This is a genomic window from Streptomyces sp. BA2, assembly GCF_009769735.1.
In the GTDB taxonomy this organism is placed as follows: Bacteria; Actinomycetota; Actinomycetes; order Streptomycetales; family Streptomycetaceae; genus Streptomyces.
This window is the reverse complement of record NZ_WSRO01000002.1, coordinates 946,433-968,695: the sequence shown is the minus strand read 5'-3', so window position 1 is coordinate 968,695 and position 22,263 is coordinate 946,433. Positions and strand designations below refer to the sequence as shown.

The following is a 22,263-nucleotide window of genomic DNA, read 5'->3' as shown; positions in this document are numbered from 1 at the left end:
CTCCGGCCGGTGACCGCATTCGGTATCCCCCACAGGAGGCGACGAGTTGAGGCACAAGCGAATACCCAAGCGAAAGGCTGTGCTGGCAGGGGCTGCGGCATTGGGCATGGTCGCGACGGCCGTCCTGCTGCAGCAGGCCAACGCCTCGCAGTCCGGGTCGGAGACCGCTGAAGGGGCCGCCGCCAAGAGGCTCAGCGCGGCGTCGGCGACGAAGCTGGTCGAGCCGTTGGCCTCGCAGCTCGGCGACGCCTACGCGGGGGCGTACTACGACGAGGCGAAGCAGCAGCTCGTCGTCAACGTCGTGGGCGACGACAACGCGGTGAACGTCCAGGTGAAGAGAGCTGGAGCGGTGGCGCGGAGCGTCGACAACAGTGCGGGCGAACTGGGCTCCGCCACAAAGACGTTGGCGAGTCGCGCCACCATGGCGGGAACCGCGTGGGCCACGGACCCCAAGACCAACCAGATCGTGGTCACGGCCGACCGCACCGTCACCGGCGAACGCTGGGACAGGCTCGAAACGACCGTCGACTCACTCGGCTCAGGAATGGCCCGCATCCAGAAGTCCGCGGGAGAGTTCAAGCCCTTCGCCGCGGGCGGTGACGCCATCTTCGGAGGCGGCGCACGCTGCTCGCTCGGCTTCAACGTGACGACCGAGGACGGAAGCCCCGGCTTCCTCACCGCGGGGCACTGCGGGGTGGCCACCGACAGCTGGTCGGACGCCCAGGACGGCGCGGCCATCGGCACCGTCCAGGCCGCGACGTTCCCGGGGGACGGCGACTTCGCCCTTGTCACGTACGACGATCCGGCGACGGAGGCCCAGAGCACGGTCAACACGGGCGACGGCCAGAGCACGGAGATCGTGCAGGCCGCCGAGGCGGCGGTCGGGCAGGAGGTGTCCCGCATGGGCAGCACCACCGGGCTGCAATCCGGCGCCGTGACCGGCCTCAACGCCACGGTGAACTATCCGGAAGGCACCGTCAGCGGGCTCATCCAGACCGATGTCTGTGCCGAACCGGGAGACAGCGGGGGCTCGTTGTTCACCGCCGACGGAAGCGCGATCGGCCTCACTTCGGGCGGCAGCGGCGACTGCACAGCGGGCGGGGAGACCTTCTTCCAGCCCGTGACCACCGCACTCGCGGCGGTCGGGGCGGAGATCGGCGCGGGCGGCAACTGAGGTCCGCGCGGAGCTGATTGAGGCGCCGCGGTGGACACCTGCCGGTGATCACTCCGCGGCGCCGGTCAGCTGCCGGGAAAAAGAGGAGCCCACGGCAGGGCCGTGCGCCATGAAGGGCCGTCGCGCATCCAGTCCGCGATGACATCGGCGACCGGCTGCACCCCGATCACATCGCCCCGCGAGGGGACGTGAGCCTGGAAGTGCAGCTCGTTGCCGCCCTCCCGGTACTCGACCTGATGGCTGATGTCCTCGTTGAGGTACACCTGCATGAAGTGCTGGCCGTCCGGCAGCCGGTCGGTGCGTTCGATGATGACGAACGGGTGGCTGAGGTTCATGTCGGCGAGCAGGTCGTGCACTTCGTCGTCGGTGGGGGCGTCGATCGACTTCCCGCCGGCTTCACTCGCACGGAACAGCGGCTGGGTCATGCGATCAACTGTACGTGCCGGGTGGTGGGCGCCGCGGGCCAGCGGGCGGCCGGTGAAGTCCTGCCGACGGGGGCCGCGGGTCAGGAGGTCTGAGGCCCGGGCCAGGGGTGGTGCTGACGCCACCGCCCATGACCTGCGTCAGTCGACCGGCCTGCCGGGCTGATCGTGCGTGGAGCAGTGGATGCCGCCGCCACCGGAGGCGATGGCGTCGATCCGGACCGGCACGATGTCGCGCTGGGGGAAGTGCTCCCGCAGGATGCTCCGGGCGCGGCTGTCGGCCTTCCGGTCCCCGAACCTGGGCATGAACACGGAGTCGTTGGCGACGTAGAAATTGGCGTACGTCGACACGAAGTCGTCACCCTCACCGGTAATCCTGTCCAGGTCGGGCTGCGGCAGATCGATGACCTCGAAGGACCGTCCCCTGGCGTCCGTCGCCTCGCTGAGCACGGCCTTCGCCTGGTCGGCCGCGCGCGACCAGGAGTCGGCGGGCGTGCCGGGGAAAGCCCGGTCGAGGAGCACCACACCGGGCGCGGTGAAGCGCACGAGGCTGTCCACGTGCGCGTCGGTGATGTCCTCGCCGCGCACTCCGGCCAGCCAGATCACCTTCTTGATGCCCAGCGTCCGCTTGAGCTCGGCCTCGATCTGGTCCCGGCTCTTTCCGCGGTTGCGGTTGTCGTTGACGATCGAGCTCTCGGTGATGAGGAGAGTGCCCTCGCCGTCGGTCTCGAAGGAGCCGCCCTCGGAGACCAGGGGAGCCTTTCTGCGCGGGATGTCGTACTTCGACAGGAGGGTGCGGCCCACGCGGGCGTCGTTCGTGTGCTCCTGCTTGTCACCCCACCCGTTGAAGTTGAAGTCGACGCCGACGACACCGCCGTCCTGCTCCACGAACACGGGCACGGTGTCGCGGGCCCACAGATCGTCGATGACCAGAGGGATCACCTCGACGTCGCGCCCGCAGGCCTTCTGGGCGGCCTTCTGCTGCTCGGGCCCGGCCATCATCACGACGTACTCGTACTCCGCGATGGTGCGGGCGACGCGCGCGATGTCCTCGCGGACGTAGGGGAGGTCGTCGCCCCACACCGACTCCAGGGCGGGCCACGACATGAAGGTGCGCGCGTGACTCTCCCACTCGGCACCCATACGCAGCCCCTCGCTCGTCGTGCCCACTTCACCCGCGGTCCTGGCGCTCCCGGCCGGCTCGTCGCCGGGCCCGCACGCCGAGGCTCCGAGGACCGCGGTGCCGATACCGGCGAGCGCGCGGAGGGCCGAGCGGCGAGAGGGGAGAGGCGGGAGGAAGGAGGAGGAGGGAGACATGGCGGACAGGGGGGTCACGGTGAACTCCGATCATCGTGATGGGGATCCAGTTATCCCGTCTCGACTCTGACACGAACTGAAAATTCAGTCAAAGATGGAGACCTGGACCCATCACGGGTACGGCCGAAGGGCCGGGTAGGGTTCGGATCCATGGCGCCCCGCACTACTCAGATCCTCGAAGCGGCCGCACGGCTCATCGCCCGCCGCGGCGTCCGTGGCCTGCGTGTCGAAGAGCTCGCCGCCGAGGCCGGCGTCTCGACCGGGTTGATCTACTACCACTTCAAGGACCGCACCGGGATCCTGCGCCACACGCTGGAGTTCATCAACGACCGCGCCGAGCGCTACACCACCGGCCGCGCGGCGGACGCCGAACCGCTGGCTCCGCGTGAGGAGCTGGAAGAGACCCTCCTCCTGGAACTGCAGGAATCGCAGGTGGTCAGGGAGAACAGCACCGCCTGGGGCGAACTGCGGGCGAGCGCCGTCTTCGACGAGGTGCTGCGGGAGGACCTCGCCAGGGCGACCCTGGTGTGGGTGCAGGAGGTGGCGGCCCTCCTCGGCCAGGTGCGGCCGACGGCCCCGGCGCCCGCCCTGGCCGCGGCGGCAGAGCGGCTCACCGCCCTGCTCGAAGGGCTCAGCATGCGCTGGCTCAGCGGCGGACTGCGGATCGACCACGCGCGCGACCTGATGCGCGGTGCCATCGACGCCGAGCTGGCGCTGCTGCGGGAGCGGTAGATCCCTACGCTACTGAAAAACTAGTCAAAAACCCTGGCCGCCCGCCTCGGCCGGTGCGCGCCTCAGGCCATGCTCGTCGCGCCGTCCAAGGACTCACGGATGATGTCGGCGTGACCGGAGTGCTGGGCGGTCTCGCTGACGATGTGCATCAGCACCCGGCGGGCCGACCACTGCGCATCGGACTCGAACCACGGGGCCTTCGGCAACGGCCACCCGATGTCCAAGTCGGGCAGAGTGGCGACCAGTTGGTCGGTCCGGCGGGCCACCTCGGCGTACTCGGCCAGTACGCCGGCCAGCGTCTCGCCCGGCAGCATCCGGAACCCGTCGGACCGGCTGGCCCAGTCGGCCTCGGTCATGGATGTGAAGTCCGCCATCGTCGACGGGCCGTCCAGGATGAAGTCCACCCAGGACCGCTCGACCTCGGCGACGTGCTTGATCAGACCGCCGATGCACAGCTCGCTCGCGGTGGTCCGCAGCCCGGCCTGCTCGTCGGTGAGATCACGGGCGGTGAAGCGCAGGAATTGCCGCTGATGGGCCAGCGCCTCCAGCCATTCGGCACGCTCACCAGTGACGGCCGGGGTCTCCGCCACGTCGGGAGTGGTGTTCAGCTCGTTCGCAGCCATGGTCTCCGCCTTCCGGTGTTCCTGTCCTGCCGGTCAAGGAACACGCTATGAGGCGTATAGGCCAGATGCTGTCCTATATGGATTCATTACATGTAGGTCGCCACCCTCGCCCACGCCACTGGGGCCGCGCCGGCCGGGCGTACCTGGGGGTAGCCCTACCCGGAGCCGGGCGGCTAGCAGGATCGTCCCGGGCAGCGGCCTCCGGAAATGCTGGGACCGGCAGATGCCGCTGGTTTTCCGACATTCCGTAGGAGTTGGCTCGTGCGTGAGCAGGTATGGCAGACGTCCCGTTCTTCCCGGCCCCAGAGGGGGCAGAGGGGGCTGCCGCCCAGGCGGCAGAGCGGTCTGCGCAGAGCCGTTCCGGCCGCGGCCGTGGTGGCCGTCGGCGTCATGACGATGGGTGCCCTCGCGCCGCCCGCGGCGTCCGCCGCCCCCAGGCCGGACGCCGTGCGACAGGGCGTGAACTCGCTGGTGCACTCCGCTGGCCTGCCCGCCGCGCTGGCCAGCGCCCAGGACCGCGAGGGCCGCACCCGCACCTACACCGCGGGGGTCGGCGATCTGGCCACGGGCGCGAAGGTGCCCAGGGACGGGCGGGTGCGGATCGGCAGCAACACCAAGACGTTCACCGCGGTGGTCGTGCTGCAACTGGTCGGCGAAGGGAAGATCCGCCTCGACGCCCCGGTCGAGACCTATCTCCCGGGTCTCGTACGAGGCGATGGGATCGACGGGCGCCGCATCAAGGTCCGCCAGCTCCTCCAGCAGAACAGCGGACTGCCCAACTACAGCAACTACCTCGGGGACGACGTCCGTTACTTCGAACCCCGTGAGCTCCTCGACATCGCGCTGCGGCACAAGGCCGGCTTCGAGCCCGGGAAGAAGTGGGAGTACAGCAACACGAACTACGTGCTGGCCGGTCTGATCGTCGAGAAGGTCACAGGCCGCCCCCTCGCCAAGGAGATGGACCGGCGCATCATCAAGCGCATCGGGCTGCGCCACACATACTTCCCGGCCCCCGGCGACGCGACCATCCGAGGCCCCCACCCTCACGGCTACTACCGGGATTCGGCCGGCGCGCCTCTGCAGGACGTCACGGAGATCGACCCTTCCTGGGGGTGGGCCGCAGGCGCCTTGGTCTCCACCAACTCCGACCTCAACCGTTTCTACTCCGCGCTTCTGTCCGACCGCGGCCGCCTCCTCGCACCGGCCCAGCTCGCCGAGATGCGCGGTTCGACCCTCCCCGCCGAGGACACCTTCGGCCCCGGCGCCCGCTACGGCCTGGGAATCGTGAGCAAGCCGCTTCCGTGCGGTGACGGCCTCTACTGGGGCCACGGCGGCAGCTTCCCGGGATACGAGACCCGAGGCGGAGCCACCGACGACGGCCGCGCCGCCAACGTCGCGGTGACGATGCAACTGAACGACGAGGCGGGCAGGGAGCGCGTCGACAAGGTCGTGAACGAGGCCCTTTGCCGCTGAACCAGGCAGCCTGAGCGGCCTGAGTGGAGGCGGCCGCTCCGCTGAGCCCGTACCGGATCAGGAGCTCGCTCAGCGCGGGGCGGCCGACTCCTCGGCCGCCGTGCGCAGTGTTTTTGACGACAGCTCACCGAACCGCGGCCCGGCCCCGTACCGCCCCACCGCCACCGCCACCGCCTCCGCGTGAGCGGACCTGATCTTCGCGCTGCGCTCCCGGGCGACTCGGGTTAGTTTGATCACGTTTTTCCGACTTACTCCTTCTGTCCTGCTCCGTGTGGGGCGGAAGGGGAGCCCTACTGCGTGTAGGGGGAAGGCAGGCGATGGTCAAGACCCTGAGCGTCCCGCTCGCCGTACTGGAGAGGCACGGCCCGACGCCGGCCGTCCGCACCCCGCGACGCACCGGAGGCCAAGGCTGGCCGGCCGCCGTGGCGGTGGCCTTCACGCTGGCCCAACTGGTCCTCGTACGGCCCGGAATGGGGCTCGGATGGGACGAGGCGGTGTACGTCAGCCAGGTCAGCGGCCATGCCCCGGCGGCGTTCTTCAGCGCACCCCGTTCCCGAGGCATCTCCCTGCTGGTCGCGCCCATCGCCTCGTGGTCGTCGTCCACCTCACTCCTGCGGATCTATCTGGCTCTGCTGTCCGGCCTCGGCCTCTTCCTGGCGCTGCGCGTCTGGCGTGGTCTCTTCCCCCAACGGGTGGTGGTTCTGGCCGGCGTCCTGTTCGCGACGCTGTGGGTGACCGTCTTCTACGGCCCGGAGGTCATGCCCAACTACTGGGTCGCGATCGGCGCCCTGGCCTGCGTCGGATGCTTCCTGCGTGCCCAGGCCGACCGCCGCGACCGGGCCGCGCTGTGGGGCGCGGGCGCGAGCGCGGCGCTGCTGGCGTGGATGCGGCCCACCGACGCCGTCTGGGTGGTCATCCCGCTGTTCGTTCTGCTGGTGTGCGTCCGCCAGTGGCGGCGACCGCGGCTCCTTGCGGCGCTCGTCGTGGGGCTCGGGACGGGGGCTGTCGGCTGGGTGGCCGAGGCGTACGTCAGTTTCGGCGGCCTGGGTGAGCGCCTGGCCGACGCCTCCCGGATCCAGGGCGGCCTCGGCTGGAACATCGCCGTCCTGGACCAGCTGCGCAGCCTGGGCGGCCAGACCCTGTGCCGCCCGTGCAGCAACTCGCTCCCCTCCCCGGAGCTGATCGCATGGTGGTTCGCCCTGCCGCTGCTCGCCGCCCTGGGGCTTGCCGTCGCGGTCAGGGGCCGACGCACCGCGCGCACGCTCCTGCCGCTGGCCTGCGCCGCGACGGCGAGCGCCCCGTACCTGTTCATGATCGGTTACGCCGCGCCGCGCTTCCTGCTGCCGTTCTACGCGCTGCTGGCCATCCCGGTCGCCGACGCCCTCATTCACCTGGTCACCAGCGCGCGCCAAGCGTGGCGGCCGGTGGCGCTGACGTTGGCGGCGCTTGCCTTCGCCGGGCATGTGGCCGTGCAGTACGCGGTACTTGAGGACGCCGTGGCCCGTTCCACCGCCGGCCGGCAGGAGTGGGCCCGCACGGCAGCCGAGCTTCACCGACTCGGCGTACGGCCGTCCTGTGTGCTCAACGGACACGAGGCGCTCCCGATCGCCTTCTACGCCGGGTGCTCCTCCGCGCAGACCCAGGGGCACAACGCCAGCACCACCAGGGCGGACCTCCTTCGGACCGCACAGCGCACGCCGACGGCCACCCTCGCCACGGTGGAGGACGGGCCGCCGGGGTACGCGCGCGGCTGGGCGTCCCATCGGTTCGGTGACCTGAGCATCCATGTGGGACCTGCGGTGCGGGCAGGCAGTCGGGGGTGACGTCAGCCGGGCACCTGACACCCGTAGGGGCATATGAGCTCTTTTTGGCATATCAGCTGTTTGCGCCTCGTGGTGTCGGGTACCCCGGGATGGGGCCGGAACGCGGCGTTCCGGCCTGTGTCCCAGCTGCCCTCACTCGTCGCTCTGGAGAGTTCATGTCGGATCAGCGCAAGAGTTCGTTCGCGACCGTGAGCCCGTACACGGGGGAGACCCTCGTGGAGTTCCCGGTCATCGAGGGCGAAGAAGTCGATGCCACGCTTGAGACCGCGGGCCACGCGTTCGACGCCTGGCAAAAGCGCCCGATCGAGGAGCGCGCTGCCGTCGTCGGACGCGCGGCCGACCTGATGAAGGAACGCAAGGAAGAGCTGGCTCAGCTCATCACCCTGGAGATGGGCAAGCTCATCTCGGAAGCGCGCGGAGAGGTGGACCTCGCCGCGTCGATCCTGGAGTACTACGCGCGGCACGGCCCGGACTTCGCCGCGCCCGAGCCGCTGGACTTCGAGGGGGAGGGAGAGGCGTACCTCGTCAACGCCCCCCTCGGCGTCCTGCTGGGCGTCATGCCGTGGAACTTCCCGCTCTACCAGGTGGTCCGTTTCGCCGGGCCGAACCTGGTGCTCGGCAACACCGTGCTGGTCAAGCACGCCGGCATCTGCCCGCAGTCCGCACTCGCCCTGGAGACCCTCTTCCGCGACGCCCAGGCCCCCGTAGGCGTCTACACCAACCTCTTCGTGAGCCACGAGGAGATCTCGCGCATCATCGACAGCCCGGTGGTCCGCGGAGCCTCCCTGACCGGCAGCGAGGGAGCAGGGGCCCAGGTCGCCGAACGGGCCGGGCGGAACATGAAACCCAGCCTGCTGGAGCTCGGCGGCAGCGACGTCTTCATCGTTCTCGACGGCGAGAATCTCGAGCGCACGATCGGGGCCGCGGTGGCGGGCCGGATGGCGAACACCGGCCAGAGCTGCGTGGCCTCGAAGAGGTTCATCGTGATGGACGACGTGTACGACGACTTCGTCGACGGGCTGCGTCGCGAGTTCGAGGCGCTGCGGCCGGGCGACCCCGCGGACGAGGCGACCACCCTGGGCCCGCTCTCCTCCGAGCAGGCGGCTGCGGACCTCGCCGACCAGATTCGCGAGACGGTGGACCAGGGCGCGGAACTTGTCACCGGCGGGCATCGCATCGACCGTCCGGGCGCCTTCGTCGAACCGACGATCATCACCGGCGTCAAGCCGGGGATGCGCGCCTACGCCGAGGAGCTCTTCGGGCCCGCGGCCGTCATCTACCGCGTCGCCGACGAGGACGAGGCCGTCGCCCTCGCCAACGACAGCCAGTACGGCCTCGGCGGGTCCGTGTTCTGCGCGGACGTGGAGCGGGGCCGCCGGGTGGCGGAGCGCGTGGAGACCGGCATGGTCTGGGTGAACCACCCCACCTCGACCCAGCCCGACCTGCCGTTCGGCGGAATCAAGCGCTCCGGCTACGGGCGCGAGCTCTCGAAGCTCGGCATGCGGGAATTCGTGAACCGTAAGCTCGTGCGGATCCTGCCGCCCGACGCGGAGTTGAGCGGAATCGCCGGCTGAGCGACCCGCCCTCCCGCACGTCTCGCACATCCGCGGCGGGACAAGCCCTGACCACCAGCAATACAAGGAGCCATCGTGACCGCAGTACCCGACATCACCCTCAACAACGCAGTGCAGATCCCCCAGCTCGGCTTCGGCACCTTCCAGATCGAGCCGGAGGAGACCAGGGAGACGACACTGGCCGCGCTGGAAGCCGGCTACCGGCACATCGACACGGCCGAGATGTACGGCAACGAGAAGGAGGTCGGCCAGGCGGTCCGTGACTCCGGCATCGACCGCGCCGACATCTTCGTGACCAGCAAGCTCAACAACGACGCCCACGCGCACGACGACGCCCTCAAGGCGTTCGACCGCACCATGGACGACCTGGGCCTCGACTACCTGGACCTCTTCCTCATCCACTGGCCGCTGCCCGGCAAGGGTGACTTCGTGGAGACCTGGAAGGCCCTGGAGGAGATCTACCGCTCAGGGCGGTCCAAGGCCATCGGAGTCTCCAACTTCCAGCCCCACCACCTGCGCCGGCTGCTGCAGGGCAGCGACGTGGTGCCAGCGGTCAACCAGATCGAGGTGCACCCCTACCTCACCCAGGACGACGTCAGGGCCTTCGGCGCCGAGCACGACATCGCCACCGAGGCCTGGTCGCCCATCGCGCAGGGCAAGGTGCTCGACGACCCCGCCATCAACCGCATCGCGCAGCGGGTGGGCAAGTCGCCGGCCCAGGTGACCCTGCGCTGGCACATCCAGCGCGGAGACATCGTCTTCCCCAAGTCGGCGACCCAGAAGCGCATCGAGGAGAACTTCGACCTCTTCGACTTCGAGCTCAGCGAGGGCGACCTCGGTGAGATCTCCGCGCTGAACCGCGACGAGCGGATCGGCCCGGACCCGGACCGGTTCAACGGCTGATCGCTTCAACGGCCAAGGGCCGTCTCACCCCGTCGTGGGGAAGGCCTGTTCGGTCCAGATGGTCTTGCCGGAGGGGGTGTAGCGCGTTCCCCACCTCTGGACGAGCTGCGCGACGATGAACAGGCCGCGCCCGCCTTCGTCGTCCTCGCCGCTGTGGCGCAGGTGCGGTGAGGTGTGGCCCCTGTCCGCCACCTCGCACAGCAGGGTGCGGTCACGGATGAGGCGTACTTGGACCGGTCCTTCGGCGTACCGGACCGCGTTGGTCACCAGCTCGCTGACGACGAGTTCGGTCGCGAACGTCAGCTCCTCCAGCCCCCATCGGTGAAGCTGCTGGGTCGCCAGATCCCGGGCGCGGCCCACGGCGACGGGTTCCGCGGGCAGTTCCCATTCGGTGACCTGCGAGGCGTCGAGTTCGCGGGTACGGACGAGCAGCAGGGCGGTGTCGTCGGCCGTCGAGCCGCTCGGCAGGAGTTCCGCCACGGCCCGGTCGCAGAGTTCATCGAGCGACGCGTGCCGGTCGCTGAGCACCCGTCCCAAGGTGTCGAGCCCGTGATCGATGTCGCGGTCGCGCGCCTCGACCAGGCCGTCGGTGAAGAGAGCAAGCAGGCTGCCCACCGGCAGCTCGATCTCCATCGACTCGAACGGCAGGCCGCCCAGGCCCAGGGGCGGTCCCGCCGGCAGGTCGGGGAAGGTCGGCCGGCTGTCCGCGGCGACGACCGCCGGCGGCAGGTGACCGGCCCTGGCCATGACGCAGCGCCGGGAGACCGGGTCGTAGACCGCGTAGAGACAGGTCGCCCCGGTGGTCACATCGGCGTAGGTCCCATCCGGTGTTCCCAGCTCGCTGCGCTGCTCCTCCGCCGACTGCGCCACCAGATCGTCGAGCCGCGAAAGGAGCTCGACGGGATCCATGTCCATCTGGGCGAACGCGCGTACGGTCGTGCGCAGTCGACCCATGGTGGCGGCCGCCTGCAGACCGTGGCCGACCACGTCCCCGACCACGAGCCCGACCCGGGTGCCGGACAGGGGGATGACGTCGAACCAGTCGCCGCCGACCCCTGTCTCGTCGTCCGTGGGCAGGTAGCGGTGGGCCAGCTCGACCGCTGACTGCTCGGGCACGTGCTGCGGCAGCAGCTGGCGCTGGAGGGCGAGCGAGGCGGTGCGCTCACGGGTGAAGCGGCGGGCGTTGTCGATGGATACAGCCGTACGGGCGACCAACTCGTCGGCAAGTGCCACTTCGCCGCCGTCGAAGGTGGCCGGACCGGCGCCGTCGCGGATGAAGGTGACGAGTCCCAGGGTGCTGTTCCCGGCCCGCAGCGGCACGACCAGGACCGTGTCGTCGAGCACGAGCCCGCCCGAGGAGAGGCTGCGATACTGCGGCGAACCAGGTGGGTACTCCACGCGTGAATGGTTCACCGGGGGAGCCGGGGAAGCGGGGGGAGCGGGGGGAGCCGGGCGAGGGGGCGAGGCGTCCAGCCCCGGATTCTCCTGCGCGGCCTCCTCGGCCGAGCAGCGGGCGACCCGCACCAGAGACGTCGCCGCCGCGCGGCTCGTGGCCGGAACCTCGCCTTCCAGCACCCCTTGCGCGAGGTCGACCGTCACCGTGGTGGCGAACTCCGGTACCGCCACCTCGGTGATCTTCTCGGCGGTGACCCGCACGTCGAGGGCGGTCCCGATCCCGCGGCCTGCCTCGACGAGCAGGGCAAGACGCCGCTGGGCCTTGTAGCGATCGGAGATGTCGAACGCGTCCTCGCAGACTCCGATGACGCGTCCGTCGGCGTCCTGGAGCCGGTAGTAGGCGCAGGACCAGAGGTGGACCGTCTCCGGGTCGCTGGGGGGCCGGCCCTGGAAGTGCAGGTCCAGGAACGGTTCTCCGGTATCCAGTACGTGACGCATGACCGCTTCGAGCGTGGGCGGGTGCCCCTTCGTCACGAATTTTCCGTCGGAGTACAGCTCATCGGCCCGACGGCCCCGGAACTCGGCGAACGGCCGTCCGATCTCTCGTTCGAACGCCGTGTTGCACCAGGTCAGCCGCAGGTCGTCGTCGTAGATGCCCAGGCCGACGGGTGACTGGGTGGCAAGGCCGTGCAGCAGGGCCAGCCGGGATTCCCACTGCTGGAGATCCTTCAGCTCCGTCGCGACGAGGACGCGCGCCGCCGTGCCGGTGCCCGGCAGGGCGCACACCGCGGTGGCGACGATCAGCTCATGCCCGTCCCGGTGCCGGGCGACACGGATCTCGTTGCCCCGGAACTCAGGAGGCAGCGGCAGAACAGGGGGCTTCGGGCCGGGGGACAGGAACGTGGCAAGGGGCCGGCCGACGATCTCCTGCGGCGGGTAGCCGAGGAGCCGCTCCGCGGCGGGGCTCCACCCGATGACCGTGTCCTGGGCGTCGACGACCGCCGTGGCCGCCCTGGTGACATCGAGGGGACCACGAAAGTCGGCACCTTGCTCCGCGTTCCACGCCATCATGGCACCACACCAGCCCCGTTCATCCCCTACAGAATCCGCTGTCCTCGGGGCAGGCACAACCGCGGTACACCCACTCAACGGAATCGCGGCGGCGCGACAGGCCGTGTCGTGCCGGGGTTCAGCCGCGGGGCGTGCCGATGTTCCGCAGCCACTCCTGGACGTCGGCATCCGCCTTTCGGACCACTTCGCCGCGTAGTCGCGCTGCTTGCGCAGGCCCGTATTCGCCTCCCGGCGGGAGGCCGACCTCTTGACCTTGGTCGCCGCAGCCATTAGTTTGCGGTGGCTGTCGACCTGTCACGACCGAAAGGGGGCGACCAGCGGATGAACACCAGCTCTGATCTTGGTCGCCTCGCCCAGCGCACGGTCTGGGTTCCGGGTCGGATCGCGCACGGCTGCTGAGCCCGCCGTTCCGAACGGGCCGCAGAACCCGCCGTTCCGAACGGGCTGCTGAGCCCGCCGCTCCGAACGGCTGCTGAGCCCGCCGTTCTGATGTGCCCGTCGCCTGTCCGTGGCACATGTGCGCCCGCACGTCCGTGGCACATTCCGGGTTTCCCGTCACCACCTCTCGTCACCACCTCCTGGCACGTAACTGTTGCGTGCCGTTTTGCGCCCGCTTCTCTCACTGGCACCTCTGAGCACAGAAAGCTGCCTGAAATTGGCGAACATGAAGAATCGACCCATCGCGTACCGAAAAGAAGGCCTGGCATGGTAGCGGCGCGGATCACAGTCAACGGGAAAGAAGCACCGATTTCACCGGCTGCACCCCACACCACAACGCTGGACTTTCTGCGCGAGCGTGGTCTCACCGGCACCAAGGAGGGCTGTGCCGAAGGTGAATGCGGCGCGTGTTCGGTCCTGGTGGCCCGTCCCGGGGTGAACAAGCCCACCGACTGGGTGGCGGTCAACGCCTGCCTGGTCCCGGCCGCTGCCCTCGACGGTCAGGAGATCATCACCGCCGAAGGCCTCGCCACCGCAGGCGAGCCCGGCACGCCGCCCACGCTGCACCCGGTGCAGGAGGAGATGGCGGTCCGCGGAGGTTCCCAATGCGGTTACTGCACACCGGGATTCATCTGCAGCATGGCCGCTGAGTACTACCGGCCTGACCGCTGCGCGCACGCGGAACCGGCCGACAGCACCGCCTCGACTCAAAGCACTGACGCCGAGCACGGCCCGAACGGCTTCGATCTGCACGCGCTGAGCGGAAACCTGTGCCGCTGCACCGGCTATCGACCGATTCGCGATGCCGCGTTCGCCGTTGGTACGCCCACCGACGAGGACCGCCTTGCGCGGCGCCGCGAGCAATCCCCGCCCGCACCGGTCGCCACCGAATACACCCAGGGCGACACGACGTTCCTGCGGCCGAGCACCCTGGCGGAAGTGCTGCAACTTCTGCGCGAACGGCCCGACGCGGCGGTGGTCGCCGGAAGCACCGACTGGGGCGTGGAGGTGAACATCCGTTCCCGGCGGGAGAATTGCGTGATCGCTGTCGACCGGCTGCCCGAACTGCGGGAACTGCGGGTCGAATCCGGCCACATCGAGATCGGGGCCGCGCTGACGCTCACCGAGATCGAACGCCGTCTGAACGGCGAAGTCCCGCTGCTGGCAGAGCTGTTCCCGCAGTTCGCGTCCCGGCTCATTCGCAACAGCGCGACCCTCGGCGGCAATCTCGGTACCGGCTCCCCGATCGGTGACAGCCCGCCGGTGCTGCTCGCGCTGGAGGCGTCGGTGCTGCTCGCCGATGCCGACGGCGAGCGCGAGGTCCCCCTGTCCGACTACTTCACCGGCTACCGGCAGAGCGTGCGCCGCCCCGGCGAGTTGATCCGGGCGGTGCGCGTCCCGCTGCCGCTGTCGCCGGTCGTGGGCTTCCACAAGATCGCCAAGCGTCGCTTCGACGACATCTCCAGCGTGGCGGTCGCCTTCGCTCTCGACATCGAGGACGGAATCGTCCGCAAGGCACGGATCGGTCTGGGCGGCGTGGCCGCCACCCCGATCCGTTCCCTCGTCACCGAGGCGGCCCTGGAGGGCAAGCCGTGGGCGACGGAGACCGTCGAGGCCGCTGCCCGGGTGCTGCGGGGCGAGGGCACACCGATGAGCGATCATCGCGCCAGCTCCCTCTACCGTTCCGCGATGCTCGGCCAGAGCCTCCTGAAGCTGTACGCGCAGACCACCGAGGCGGTTTCCTCATGAGCCATCTGTCCGAACGCCCCGAAAAGCCCGTCGTCGGCGTGTCGATGCCGCACGAGAGTGCCTTCCAGCACGTCACCGGCACCGCGCTCTACACCGACGACCTGGTCCAGCGCACCAAGGACGTGCTGCACGCGTACCCGGTCCAGGTCATGAAAGCCTGCGGCAGGATCACCGCGCTGCGCACCGGGCCCGCGCTCGCCGTGCCCGGAGTGGTCCGCGTGCTGACCGGAGCCGACGTACCCGGCGTGAACGACGCGGGCATGAAGCACGACGAGCCGCTGTTCCCCGACGAGGTCATGTTCTACGGCCACGCTGTCGCGTGGGTGCTCGGCGAGACCCTGGAGGCGGCCCGGCTCGGTGCGGAAGCCGTCGAGGTGGACATCGACGAACGGCCTTCCCTGGTCACGTTGCAGGACGCGATCGCGGCCGAGAGTTTTCACGGAGCTCAGCCCGTGATGCTGACCGGCGACGTCGACGCGGGCTTCGCCGACTCCGCGCACGTGTTCAGCGGTGAGTTCCAGTTCTCCGATCAGGAGCACTTCTACCTCGAGACGCACGCGGCGCTGGCCCATCTCGACGAGGCGGAGCAGGTGTTCGTCCAGAGCAGCACCCAGCATCCTTCGGAGACACAGGAGATCGTCGCGCACGTACTCGGGCTGCACAGCCACGAGGTGACGGTGCAGTGTCTGCGTATGGGTGGCGGCTTCGGCGGCAAGGAGATGCAGCCGCACGGGTTCGCGGCCATCGCCGCGCTCGGCGCCAAGCTGACAGGCCGGCCGGTCCGGCTGCGGCTCAATCGGACGCAGGACCTGACCATGTCGGGCAAGCGCCATGGTTTCCATGCCAGTTGGAAGATCGGCTTCGACGCCGACGGACGTATCCGGGCCCTCGCCGCGACGTTGACCGCGGACGGCGGCTGGAGCCTGGACCTCTCCGAGCCGGTGGTGGCGCGTGCGCTGTGCCACATCGACAACACCTACTGGATTCCCAACGCGCGCATCGCCGGTCGCATCGCCAAGACCAACAAGGTCTCCAACACCGCCTTCCGCGGCTTCGGCGGACCGCAGGGCATGCTGGTGATCGAGGACATCATGGGCCGATGCGCGCCGCTGCTCGGCCTGGACCCCATGGAGTTGCGGGAGCGCAACTTCTACCAGCAGGGTCAGGCGACGCCGTACGGACAGCAGGTCGTCCAGTACGAGCGGATCGCCACTGTCTGGCAGAAGGTCCAGGAGAACGCCGGTGTCGCCGATCGCAGGCGTGAGATCGCCGCCTTCAACGCCGCGCACCCGCACACCAAGCGGGCACTGGCGATCACCGGCGTGAAGTTCGGCATCTCGTTCAACCTCACCGCCTTCAACCAGGGCGGCGCGCTGGTGCTGATCTACAAGGACGGCTCGGTCCTGATCAACCACGGCGGCACCGAGATGGGCCAGGGCCTGCACACCAAGATGCTGCAGGTGGCCGCGACCACACTGGGCATCCCCCTGCACAAGGTCCGGCTGGCCCCGACGCGCACCGACAAGGTCCCCAACACCTCCGCCACCGCCGCAAGTGCCGGGGCGGATCTCAACGGCGCGGCGGTGAAGAACGCCTGCGAGCAGCTGCGTGAGCGGCTGCTGCAGGTGGCCGCCACGCAGCTGGGTTCGAGCGCTGCGGACGTGCGCATCGTCGAGGGCGCCGCGCGCACCCTGGGCAGCGACAAGGAACTGGCCTGGGACGACCTGGTGCGCACCGCGTACTTCCAGCGGGTGCAGTTGTCGGCGGCCGGTTTCTACCGGACCGAGGGACTGCACTGGGACGCGAAGACGTTCAGGGGCTCGCCGTTCAAGTACTTCTCCCACGGCGCCGCCGCGGCCGAGGTGGAGGTGGACGGTTTCACGGGCGCGTACCGCATTCGGCGGGTGGACATCGTGCACGATGTCGGCGACAGCCTGTCCCCGATGATCGACATCGGTCAGGTCGAGGGTGGTTTCGTGCAGGGCGCGGGCTGGCTGACACTTGAGGACATGCGTTGGGACTCCAGTGAGGGGCCGAACCGCGGTCGCCTCCTCACCCAGGCCGCGAGCACCTACAAGCTGCCGAGCTTCTCGGAGATGCCCGAGGAGTTCAACGTCACGCTCCTTGAGAACGCCACCGAAGAGGGCGCCGTATACGGCTCCAAGGCGGTGGGCGAGCCCCCGCTGATGCTGGCCTTCTCCGTACGGGAAGCCTTGCGGCAGGCAGCCGCCGCGTTCGGGCCGAGCGGGGTCAGCGTCGAGTTGGCTTCTCCCGCAACGCCGGAGGCGGTGTTCTGGGCGATAGAGGCGGCTCGCCAGAGCGATGCCTCCCGGAACGGGTCCGCGCACGACGGGCTTGCCACCAACGGCCACCCCGGCAAGATCCGAACCGACGCGACAGCGTCAGCGCTGAACGGTGCCTGACATGACGTGGGTCGCCGCGGTCGCGCGGCTACGAGCACGCCGGGAGGCCGGGGTGCTCGTGACCGTCGCGACCGTGCGCGGCCATGCCCCGCGTGACGCCGGAGCGAAACTCGTCGTGGGGCAGACCGAGACGTGGGGCTCGATCGGTGGCGGCAATGTCGAGGCCGTCGCGATCGACCGGGCCCGGGAGATGATCATCGCGTCCAAGCCGGATCCGGAGCTGATCGATTTCGCCCTGAACGACAAGGTGACCAACCAGCACGGCGTGCAGTGCTGCGGCGGCACGGTCTCGGTGCTGCTCGAACCACTGGCGGTGGTACGGGCGGTGGCGATCTTCGGCGTCGGGCACGTCGGCCTCGAACTGGCGCGCATCCTGGCACGCCAGGACCTCGACCTCCACCTGGTCGACAGCCGTGCCGACCTCCTCACCGAGCGGCGGCTGGGTGCGCTGGCGGACGCGGTGGGCCAGGTGCACGTGCATCACACGCCGCTGCTGCCCGAGGAGGTCCTCGCGGAGTTGCCGCGCGGCACCCACGTCCTGATCATGACCCATGACCATGCCGAGGACGCCGCGCTGTGCGACGCCGCCCTGCGCACGACCCATCTCGGCTCCATCGGGCTGATCGGCTCGGCGGCCAAGTGGGCGCGCTTCCGTAAACGCCTCGCCACCGAGGGCGGACACGACGAGGCCACCATCGATCGCATCAAGACCCCGATCGGCCTCGCGGACATCACCGGGAAGGAACCCGCGACCATTGCCGTGAGCGTCGCCGCCGATTTGCTGCGCACGTTCGAAACCGAGGGGAACTGAGGAGCTCACTCTGGCGAAATCCGGAGTCCAGTGCGTCCCTGTTACGGCTTAGCAGTGCTGCTGCTCTGGCTGCTCTCCTCTTGCTGGTTCTTCGGACAGCTCGGGTTGTGGCAGGAACCCGGCTTCCACTGGGGGACGTAGATCCCCATCGTCTTGTGCCGCGTGACTTCCGCGGGCACGGGATTGTGGCAGGCGGGGCAGACGCCATCCGCGGCCTGCGGTGTCTTTGCATGCTCGTCGCTGCGCATATGACCAGAATAAGGTGATTTGCAAGAAAATGGGCAGAATTTTACGAAGGTGGAGTGTCCCGGTCCTCCTCCTGGGGTGGGTCGCTCCGCGGCTCCGGTGCCGGGACGGGGCGTCGAATGCTCAGCGTGACGGCCGCCGCAAGGACGGTGACGATCACCGCGAGGCTGATCGGTGACGGGATCTCCGGGATGCTGCTGCTGATCAGTTTGTGGGACGCCTGAAGGATCAGCTTCACGCCGATGAAGGAGAGGATCAGCGCGAGGCCCTTGCTGAGGTAGTGGAACCGATCCAGAAGGCCGGCGAGCAGGAAGTACAGCGCCCGCAGGCCAAGGATGGCGAACGCGTTGCTGGTGTAGACGATGAAGGCCTCGTCGCTGACCGCGAGGACGGCGGGCACACTGTCCACGGCGAAGATCAGGTCGGCTGCCTCGATCGCGGCGACGACCGCGAGCAGAGGAGTGGCGACGCGCTTGCCGGCCTCTCTCACGAAGAACTTCATTCCGGCGTACTCGTCCCTGACCGGCATTACCTTGCGCAGCAGCCGAACGGCGAAGCTCTTGCCCGGGTCGAAGCTTTCCTCTTCCCCTTTGAGGATCTTGTAGGTGCTGTAGAAGAGGACGGCCGCAAAGGCGAAGAGCACCGCGGTGAACCGGCTGACCACGGCCACGCCGGCGGCCAGGAAGATCCCTCGGAACACCAACGCGCCCATGACGCCGAAGAACAGCACACGATGCTGGTAGGCGCGAGGCACCTTGAAGTAGGCGAAGATCAGCGCGAAGACGAACAGATTGTCGACCGACAGGCTCTTCTCCAGCAGCCACGCGGTGGTGTACTCGACTCCCGGAGTCGTGCCGAGTACGAGGAAGACGACCGCTCCGAAGACGAGGGCGAGGCCGATCCACACGCCGCTCCACGCGGCTGCTTCCTTGAACCCGATGACATGCGCCTCCCGGTGCGCCAGCAGGTCAATGGCCAGCGACACGACCACGGTGACGGCGAACGTCGCCCAGAGCCAGAACGGCACATCGAGCACGGGAGACCCCCTGACACGGGCGGGGGCGGATGGAAGTCTTCCTCTGAACAATTCTGACCCAGCAGTTCACCCTTGTCGCCCGCACCCGGCCCACCGGGCCCACTGGGCCCGCCCGTCTGTGCCGTCCTCAGCGCGCGGTCCGCTCTGCCGCTTCCCGGGTGATGTCGGCGTAGAGGCGGAAGAGAGCCGGGCGCGATTCACCCTGTTCTCGTTCGTGCAGGGCCGCCCAGCACCGGGCGATGAGCTCCCGGGCCTGGGTGCCGGGCCAGGGCTGCGGCAGGAGCTGGGGCGGCAGCAGGGGGTCGGGCTCGATGGCGCGCGTGAGCTCCGCGGCCAGTTCGACCGCGATGGTGAGGAGCGCGGGGGGTGAGAGTTCGGTAGCCCCCGTGAGCAGGGCGAGGCGGGGCTGTGCGATGCGGCTGAGGCGGTGGTAGCGGTCGGCGATCTCTTGCAGGGGCCACAGACGGCGGGCGAGTTCGGCGGGCTCCTGGGTCTCGCCCCTGCGCAGGTCCGTCGTGGTGAGGAGGGTGAGCGCGTCGTGGGCGCCCAGACGGTGGGCCGCTTCTTCGACGTACGGCTCCCAGGTGTTGGCGCAGACGTACAGTCCGCCCTGGAGCGGGGCGCCGCCGAGGTGGACGAGCGTCTCACGCAGGGAGTCCCGGGCCGTGCGCGCCGACTCGGGCACCGCGAAAGCGACCAGGTGCCATACCCCGTCCCAGGGCGCGAGGCCGGCGTCCTGGTGGAATGCGTGCCGGAGGAAGTCCGCGTTGGGGGCGAGGGCACGCGTGGTGTCCTCGGTCGCGTGCAGCCGCGCCTTGCGGCCTCGGCCCTCATGGGTGAACCGTCCTTCGGCCACGAGGCGTTTGACGCACAGCCGCACCTGCTGGTCGCTCATGCCCAGGGTGTTGGCGACGGTGTATAGCTCGTCCGCCGCGACGGTTCCGTCCTCGCGGATCAGCGCGTGGACGAGCATGCGGGTGGGGATCTCGACGTGATCCGGCTCGGCGCTCACAGCTCTGTCATACCTTTCTCTCCGTGCGGTCCGTGCGGTCCGTGCGGTCCGTGCGGTCCGTCCGGTCCATGTGGTCCATGCGTTCCTCCCGTTCCGACGGCGCGGCGCATGGTGGTCACCGCGCCGAACCCCATCAGGCCGCGCAGGTAGGGCGTCCGCTCGGTCCGCACGGGCGCGAAGCCGCGCCGCTCGTACAGGGCCCTGGCCCGCGGATTGGTGTCGATCACGTCCAGTCTGATCTCCCGGCAGTCCTGCTCCGCCGCCACGGCGGCGACTTCCTCGAGCAGCAGGCTGCCGACGCCGCGGCCGCGCATGCCCGGGTCCACGGCTATGCCGTCCATGACGAGCTGGCCGGGGGCCGGGTGGCGTTCGAACAGGGCGAGGAGCAGGACTCGGTGCAGTCCTCGCAGGTGCCCGTACGCGCGCAGCACGCTGGCGGCCGATCCTCCGGTGAGGGCCCGGCCGTCGAGCTGGTAGCCGGCCAGGCCGACGAGCTGCCCGTCCAGCAGCGCGCACACCGCGCGATCGGTGTTGAGGTGGGCGACGATCAAGGGCACCGCCTTCTCCGGCGGGTTCAGAGCGGGGCCGAGTTTGCGCCCGAACGCGTCCCAGTACAGCTCGGCCGCCCGCTGTTCCGCCCCGGCCGGAACGCCCCGCCGGACCGTTACCGCCCCGGTGCCGGCGCTTGTCGCGTCCAGTCCCATGCCGTGCCTCCTCATCGCGTCTCTGACCTCAACTCAAAACTATCACCTTGCCTACGATCGTGGCAGTGCTGATAGTTTCAGTGCTGCGCGCAAACCGAGCAGAGGTGGTCAGATGCCCATGTCTCCCAAGATCCAGCCCCGACGGCGCGGGCTCCGCATAGCCGCATGGTTACTCGTCACCACCCTGGTCGTGGCGGCAGGCCTCGTCGGTGTGGTGCTGTGGCAGAACTCCTACGACATGGACGAGCGGCGAGTCTCGATCCGCCACGGCGGCCACACCCTCAACGGCGTACTGGCCACCCCCAAGGACGGCCGCAAGCGGCACGGCCTGGTCGTGTACGTCCATGGCGACGGCCCCGTCGACGCCACCCACGAGGACGGCTACAAGCCCATGTGGGAAGCGAACGCCAAGGCCGGGTACGCCTCCCTGTCCTGGGACAAGCCCGGAGTCGCGGGCGCCCCCGGCGACTGGCTCGCACAGTCCATGGACGACCGGGCCGAGGAGACAGCTGCCGCCATCGCCTGGGCGCGCGCTCGCCCGGATATCGACGGCGACCGGATCGGGCTCTGGGGCGCCAGCCAGGCGGGATGGGTCCTGCCGAAGGTCGCCGCCAAGACCTCCGTGAGCTTCGTCATCGCCGTCTCACCCGCGATCAACTGGCGCCGGCAGGGCCGCTACAACCTCCTCGCAGAGCTGCGCGCCGACGGCGCGTCGCCGGCCCGCATCAAGGTGGAGGTCACCAAGAGCGACACCACCCGCCGACTCCTCGAACGCCGTGCGACCTTCGAGGAGTACGTCACGGCGATGGGCGGCGACGCGGACGGCATGACCGCCGATCGCTGGGGCTTCATCTCCAAGAACCACACCGCGGACGCGACGCGAGACCTCCGCTCCCTGCGCGGCGTACCGGTGCTGCTGGCGCTCGCGGGCCATGACGTCAACGTCGACACGGCCGACACGGAGCGCGGCTACCGCAAGGTGCTGGGAGCGGACGGCGCACTGACGGTCGATCGCTACCCGGACGCGACCCACTCACTCCTCAAGCAGAACATCGAGCGGTCGGTCCTCAAGACCACGCTCACCGCACTCTTCTCCCCCCGCTCGCTCTTCGCGGACGGATTCCTGGACGGCCAACGAGAGTTCCTCAAGGGCCTCGGCCGAGTCACCAACGCCGCTCCATGACACTCCCGCACGGTCGGCCAAGTCGTGCGGCGCGTCCTATGCCGTGATCATGATTACCGAGTGCTGGATATAAGCGGCAAACCACGTGAAATGGTTTGGCGCGGGCGTGCGGGGTACCTGGCACGCCCAGTGGTCGCTGGCTCACGGAAATCGA

General features: G+C 69.3%; 18 protein-coding genes. 10 read left to right on the top strand and 8 right to left on the bottom strand.

Features of this window, described 5'->3' with window-relative positions; translation table 11 throughout:
- Positions 1–106 precede the first annotated feature (106 nt).
- Positions 107–1,174 (top strand): S1 family peptidase, encoded by a 1,068-nt coding sequence (locus E5671_RS07075; RefSeq protein WP_202121040.1) that lies wholly within the window; start codon positions 107–109, stop codon positions 1,172–1,174.
- A 65-nt stretch (positions 1,175–1,239) separates the two neighbouring features.
- On the opposite strand, the gene E5671_RS07070 is transcribed toward E5671_RS07075, so the two are convergent.
- Both E5671_RS07070 and E5671_RS07065 read right to left on the bottom strand, forming a co-directional pair.
- The gene (locus tag E5671_RS07070; RefSeq protein ID WP_160502980.1) at positions 1,240–1,599 is read right to left on the bottom strand and encodes a hypothetical protein; all 360 of its coding nucleotides are present in this window, start codon (positions 1,597–1,599) and stop codon (positions 1,240–1,242) included.
- Positions 1,600–1,737: 138 nt separating this feature from the next.
- Positions 1,738–2,913, bottom strand: a complete 1,176-nt coding sequence (locus tag E5671_RS07065; protein WP_160502979.1) for an agmatine deiminase family protein — start codon at positions 2,911–2,913, stop codon at positions 1,738–1,740.
- A gap of 150 nt (positions 2,914–3,063) precedes the next feature.
- On the opposite strand from E5671_RS07065, the gene E5671_RS07060 reads away from it, so the two are divergent.
- Complete coding sequence (locus E5671_RS07060) at positions 3,064–3,645, top strand: TetR/AcrR family transcriptional regulator (RefSeq protein WP_160502978.1); 582 nt, start codon at positions 3,064–3,066, stop codon at positions 3,643–3,645.
- A 62-nt stretch (positions 3,646–3,707) separates the two neighbouring features.
- Here E5671_RS07060 and E5671_RS07055 read toward each other — a convergent pair whose 3' ends face one another.
- A complete protein-coding gene (locus E5671_RS07055) occupies positions 3,708–4,268 on the bottom strand; it encodes a DinB family protein (protein ID WP_160502977.1) in 561 nt (186 codons plus the stop codon).
- A gap of 390 nt (positions 4,269–4,658) precedes the next feature.
- On the opposite strand from E5671_RS07055, the gene E5671_RS07050 reads away from it, so the two are divergent.
- Positions 4,659–5,741: a serine hydrolase domain-containing protein gene (locus tag E5671_RS07050; RefSeq protein ID WP_237330477.1), complete on the top strand. Its 1,083-nt coding sequence runs from the start codon at positions 4,659–4,661 to the stop codon at positions 5,739–5,741.
- 69 nt (positions 5,742–5,810) lie between these two features.
- Here E5671_RS07050 and E5671_RS07045 read toward each other — a convergent pair whose 3' ends face one another.
- The gene (locus tag E5671_RS07045; protein ID WP_160502975.1) at positions 5,811–5,978 is read right to left on the bottom strand and encodes a hypothetical protein; all 168 of its coding nucleotides are present in this window, start codon (positions 5,976–5,978) and stop codon (positions 5,811–5,813) included.
- A gap of 80 nt (positions 5,979–6,058) precedes the next feature.
- Here E5671_RS07045 and E5671_RS07040 point away from each other — a divergent pair, with 80 nt between their 5' ends.
- The 3 genes from E5671_RS07040 (at position 6,059) to E5671_RS07030 (ending at position 10,041) form a co-directional block, all read left to right on the top strand.
- Positions 6,059–7,564, top strand: coding sequence for a hypothetical protein (locus tag E5671_RS07040; RefSeq protein WP_202121039.1), 1,506 nt, complete (start codon positions 6,059–6,061; stop codon positions 7,562–7,564).
- Positions 7,565–7,719: 155 nt separating this feature from the next.
- Entirely contained in the window at positions 7,720–9,138 is a 1,419-nt protein-coding gene (locus E5671_RS07035) for an NAD-dependent succinate-semialdehyde dehydrogenase (protein ID WP_160502974.1), read from the top strand.
- Positions 9,139–9,213: 75 nt separating this feature from the next.
- Positions 9,214–10,041, top strand: a complete 828-nt coding sequence (locus E5671_RS07030) for an aldo/keto reductase (RefSeq protein WP_160502973.1) — start codon at positions 9,214–9,216, stop codon at positions 10,039–10,041.
- A 24-nt stretch (positions 10,042–10,065) separates the two neighbouring features.
- Here E5671_RS07030 and E5671_RS07025 read toward each other — a convergent pair whose 3' ends face one another.
- Positions 10,066–12,507 (bottom strand): SpoIIE family protein phosphatase, encoded by a 2,442-nt coding sequence (locus E5671_RS07025; RefSeq protein ID WP_160502972.1) that lies wholly within the window; start codon positions 12,505–12,507, stop codon positions 10,066–10,068.
- Positions 12,508–13,212: 705 nt separating this feature from the next.
- Here E5671_RS07025 and E5671_RS07020 point away from each other — a divergent pair.
- Genes E5671_RS07020 through xdhC form a run of 3 tightly spaced genes read left to right on the top strand, consistent with a single transcriptional unit; the run spans position 13,213 to position 17,928 of the window.
- Positions 13,213–14,694: a xanthine dehydrogenase small subunit gene (locus E5671_RS07020; protein ID WP_160502971.1), complete on the top strand. Its 1,482-nt coding sequence runs from the start codon at positions 13,213–13,215 to the stop codon at positions 14,692–14,694.
- Positions 14,691–17,117 carry a xanthine dehydrogenase molybdopterin binding subunit gene (xdhB, locus tag E5671_RS07015; RefSeq protein WP_160502970.1) on the top strand — a complete coding sequence of 809 codons (2,427 nt, stop codon included), beginning with the start codon at positions 14,691–14,693 and terminating at the stop codon, positions 17,115–17,117. Before E5671_RS07020 ends, xdhB begins: the two co-directional genes overlap by 4 nt.
- A gap of 1 nt (position 17,118) precedes the next feature.
- Positions 17,119–17,928 carry a xanthine dehydrogenase accessory protein XdhC gene (gene xdhC / locus E5671_RS07010; protein ID WP_202121038.1) on the top strand — a complete coding sequence of 270 codons (810 nt, stop codon included), beginning with the start codon at positions 17,119–17,121 and terminating at the stop codon, positions 17,926–17,928.
- A gap of 289 nt (positions 17,929–18,217) precedes the next feature.
- Here the strand turns inward: xdhC and E5671_RS07005 are convergent, their stop codons facing one another.
- The 3 genes from E5671_RS07005 to E5671_RS06995 form a co-directional block, all read right to left on the bottom strand.
- Positions 18,218–19,210 (bottom strand): TerC/Alx family metal homeostasis membrane protein, encoded by a 993-nt coding sequence (locus E5671_RS07005; RefSeq protein ID WP_160502968.1) that lies wholly within the window; start codon positions 19,208–19,210, stop codon positions 18,218–18,220.
- Positions 19,211–19,337: 127 nt separating this feature from the next.
- Positions 19,338–20,183 carry a PaaX family transcriptional regulator C-terminal domain-containing protein gene (locus E5671_RS07000; protein ID WP_160510031.1) on the bottom strand — a complete coding sequence of 282 codons (846 nt, stop codon included), beginning with the start codon at positions 20,181–20,183 and terminating at the stop codon, positions 19,338–19,340.
- Positions 20,184–20,218: 35 nt separating this feature from the next.
- Positions 20,219–20,926 carry a GNAT family N-acetyltransferase gene (locus tag E5671_RS06995; RefSeq protein ID WP_160502967.1) on the bottom strand — a complete coding sequence of 236 codons (708 nt, stop codon included), beginning with the start codon at positions 20,924–20,926 and terminating at the stop codon, positions 20,219–20,221.
- A 118-nt stretch (positions 20,927–21,044) separates the two neighbouring features.
- Between E5671_RS06995 and E5671_RS06990 the strand changes: the two genes are divergently transcribed.
- Positions 21,045–22,109, top strand: coding sequence for an alpha/beta hydrolase family protein (locus E5671_RS06990; protein ID WP_160502966.1), 1,065 nt, complete (start codon positions 21,045–21,047; stop codon positions 22,107–22,109).
- The last annotated feature ends 154 nt before the right edge of the window (positions 22,110–22,263 follow it).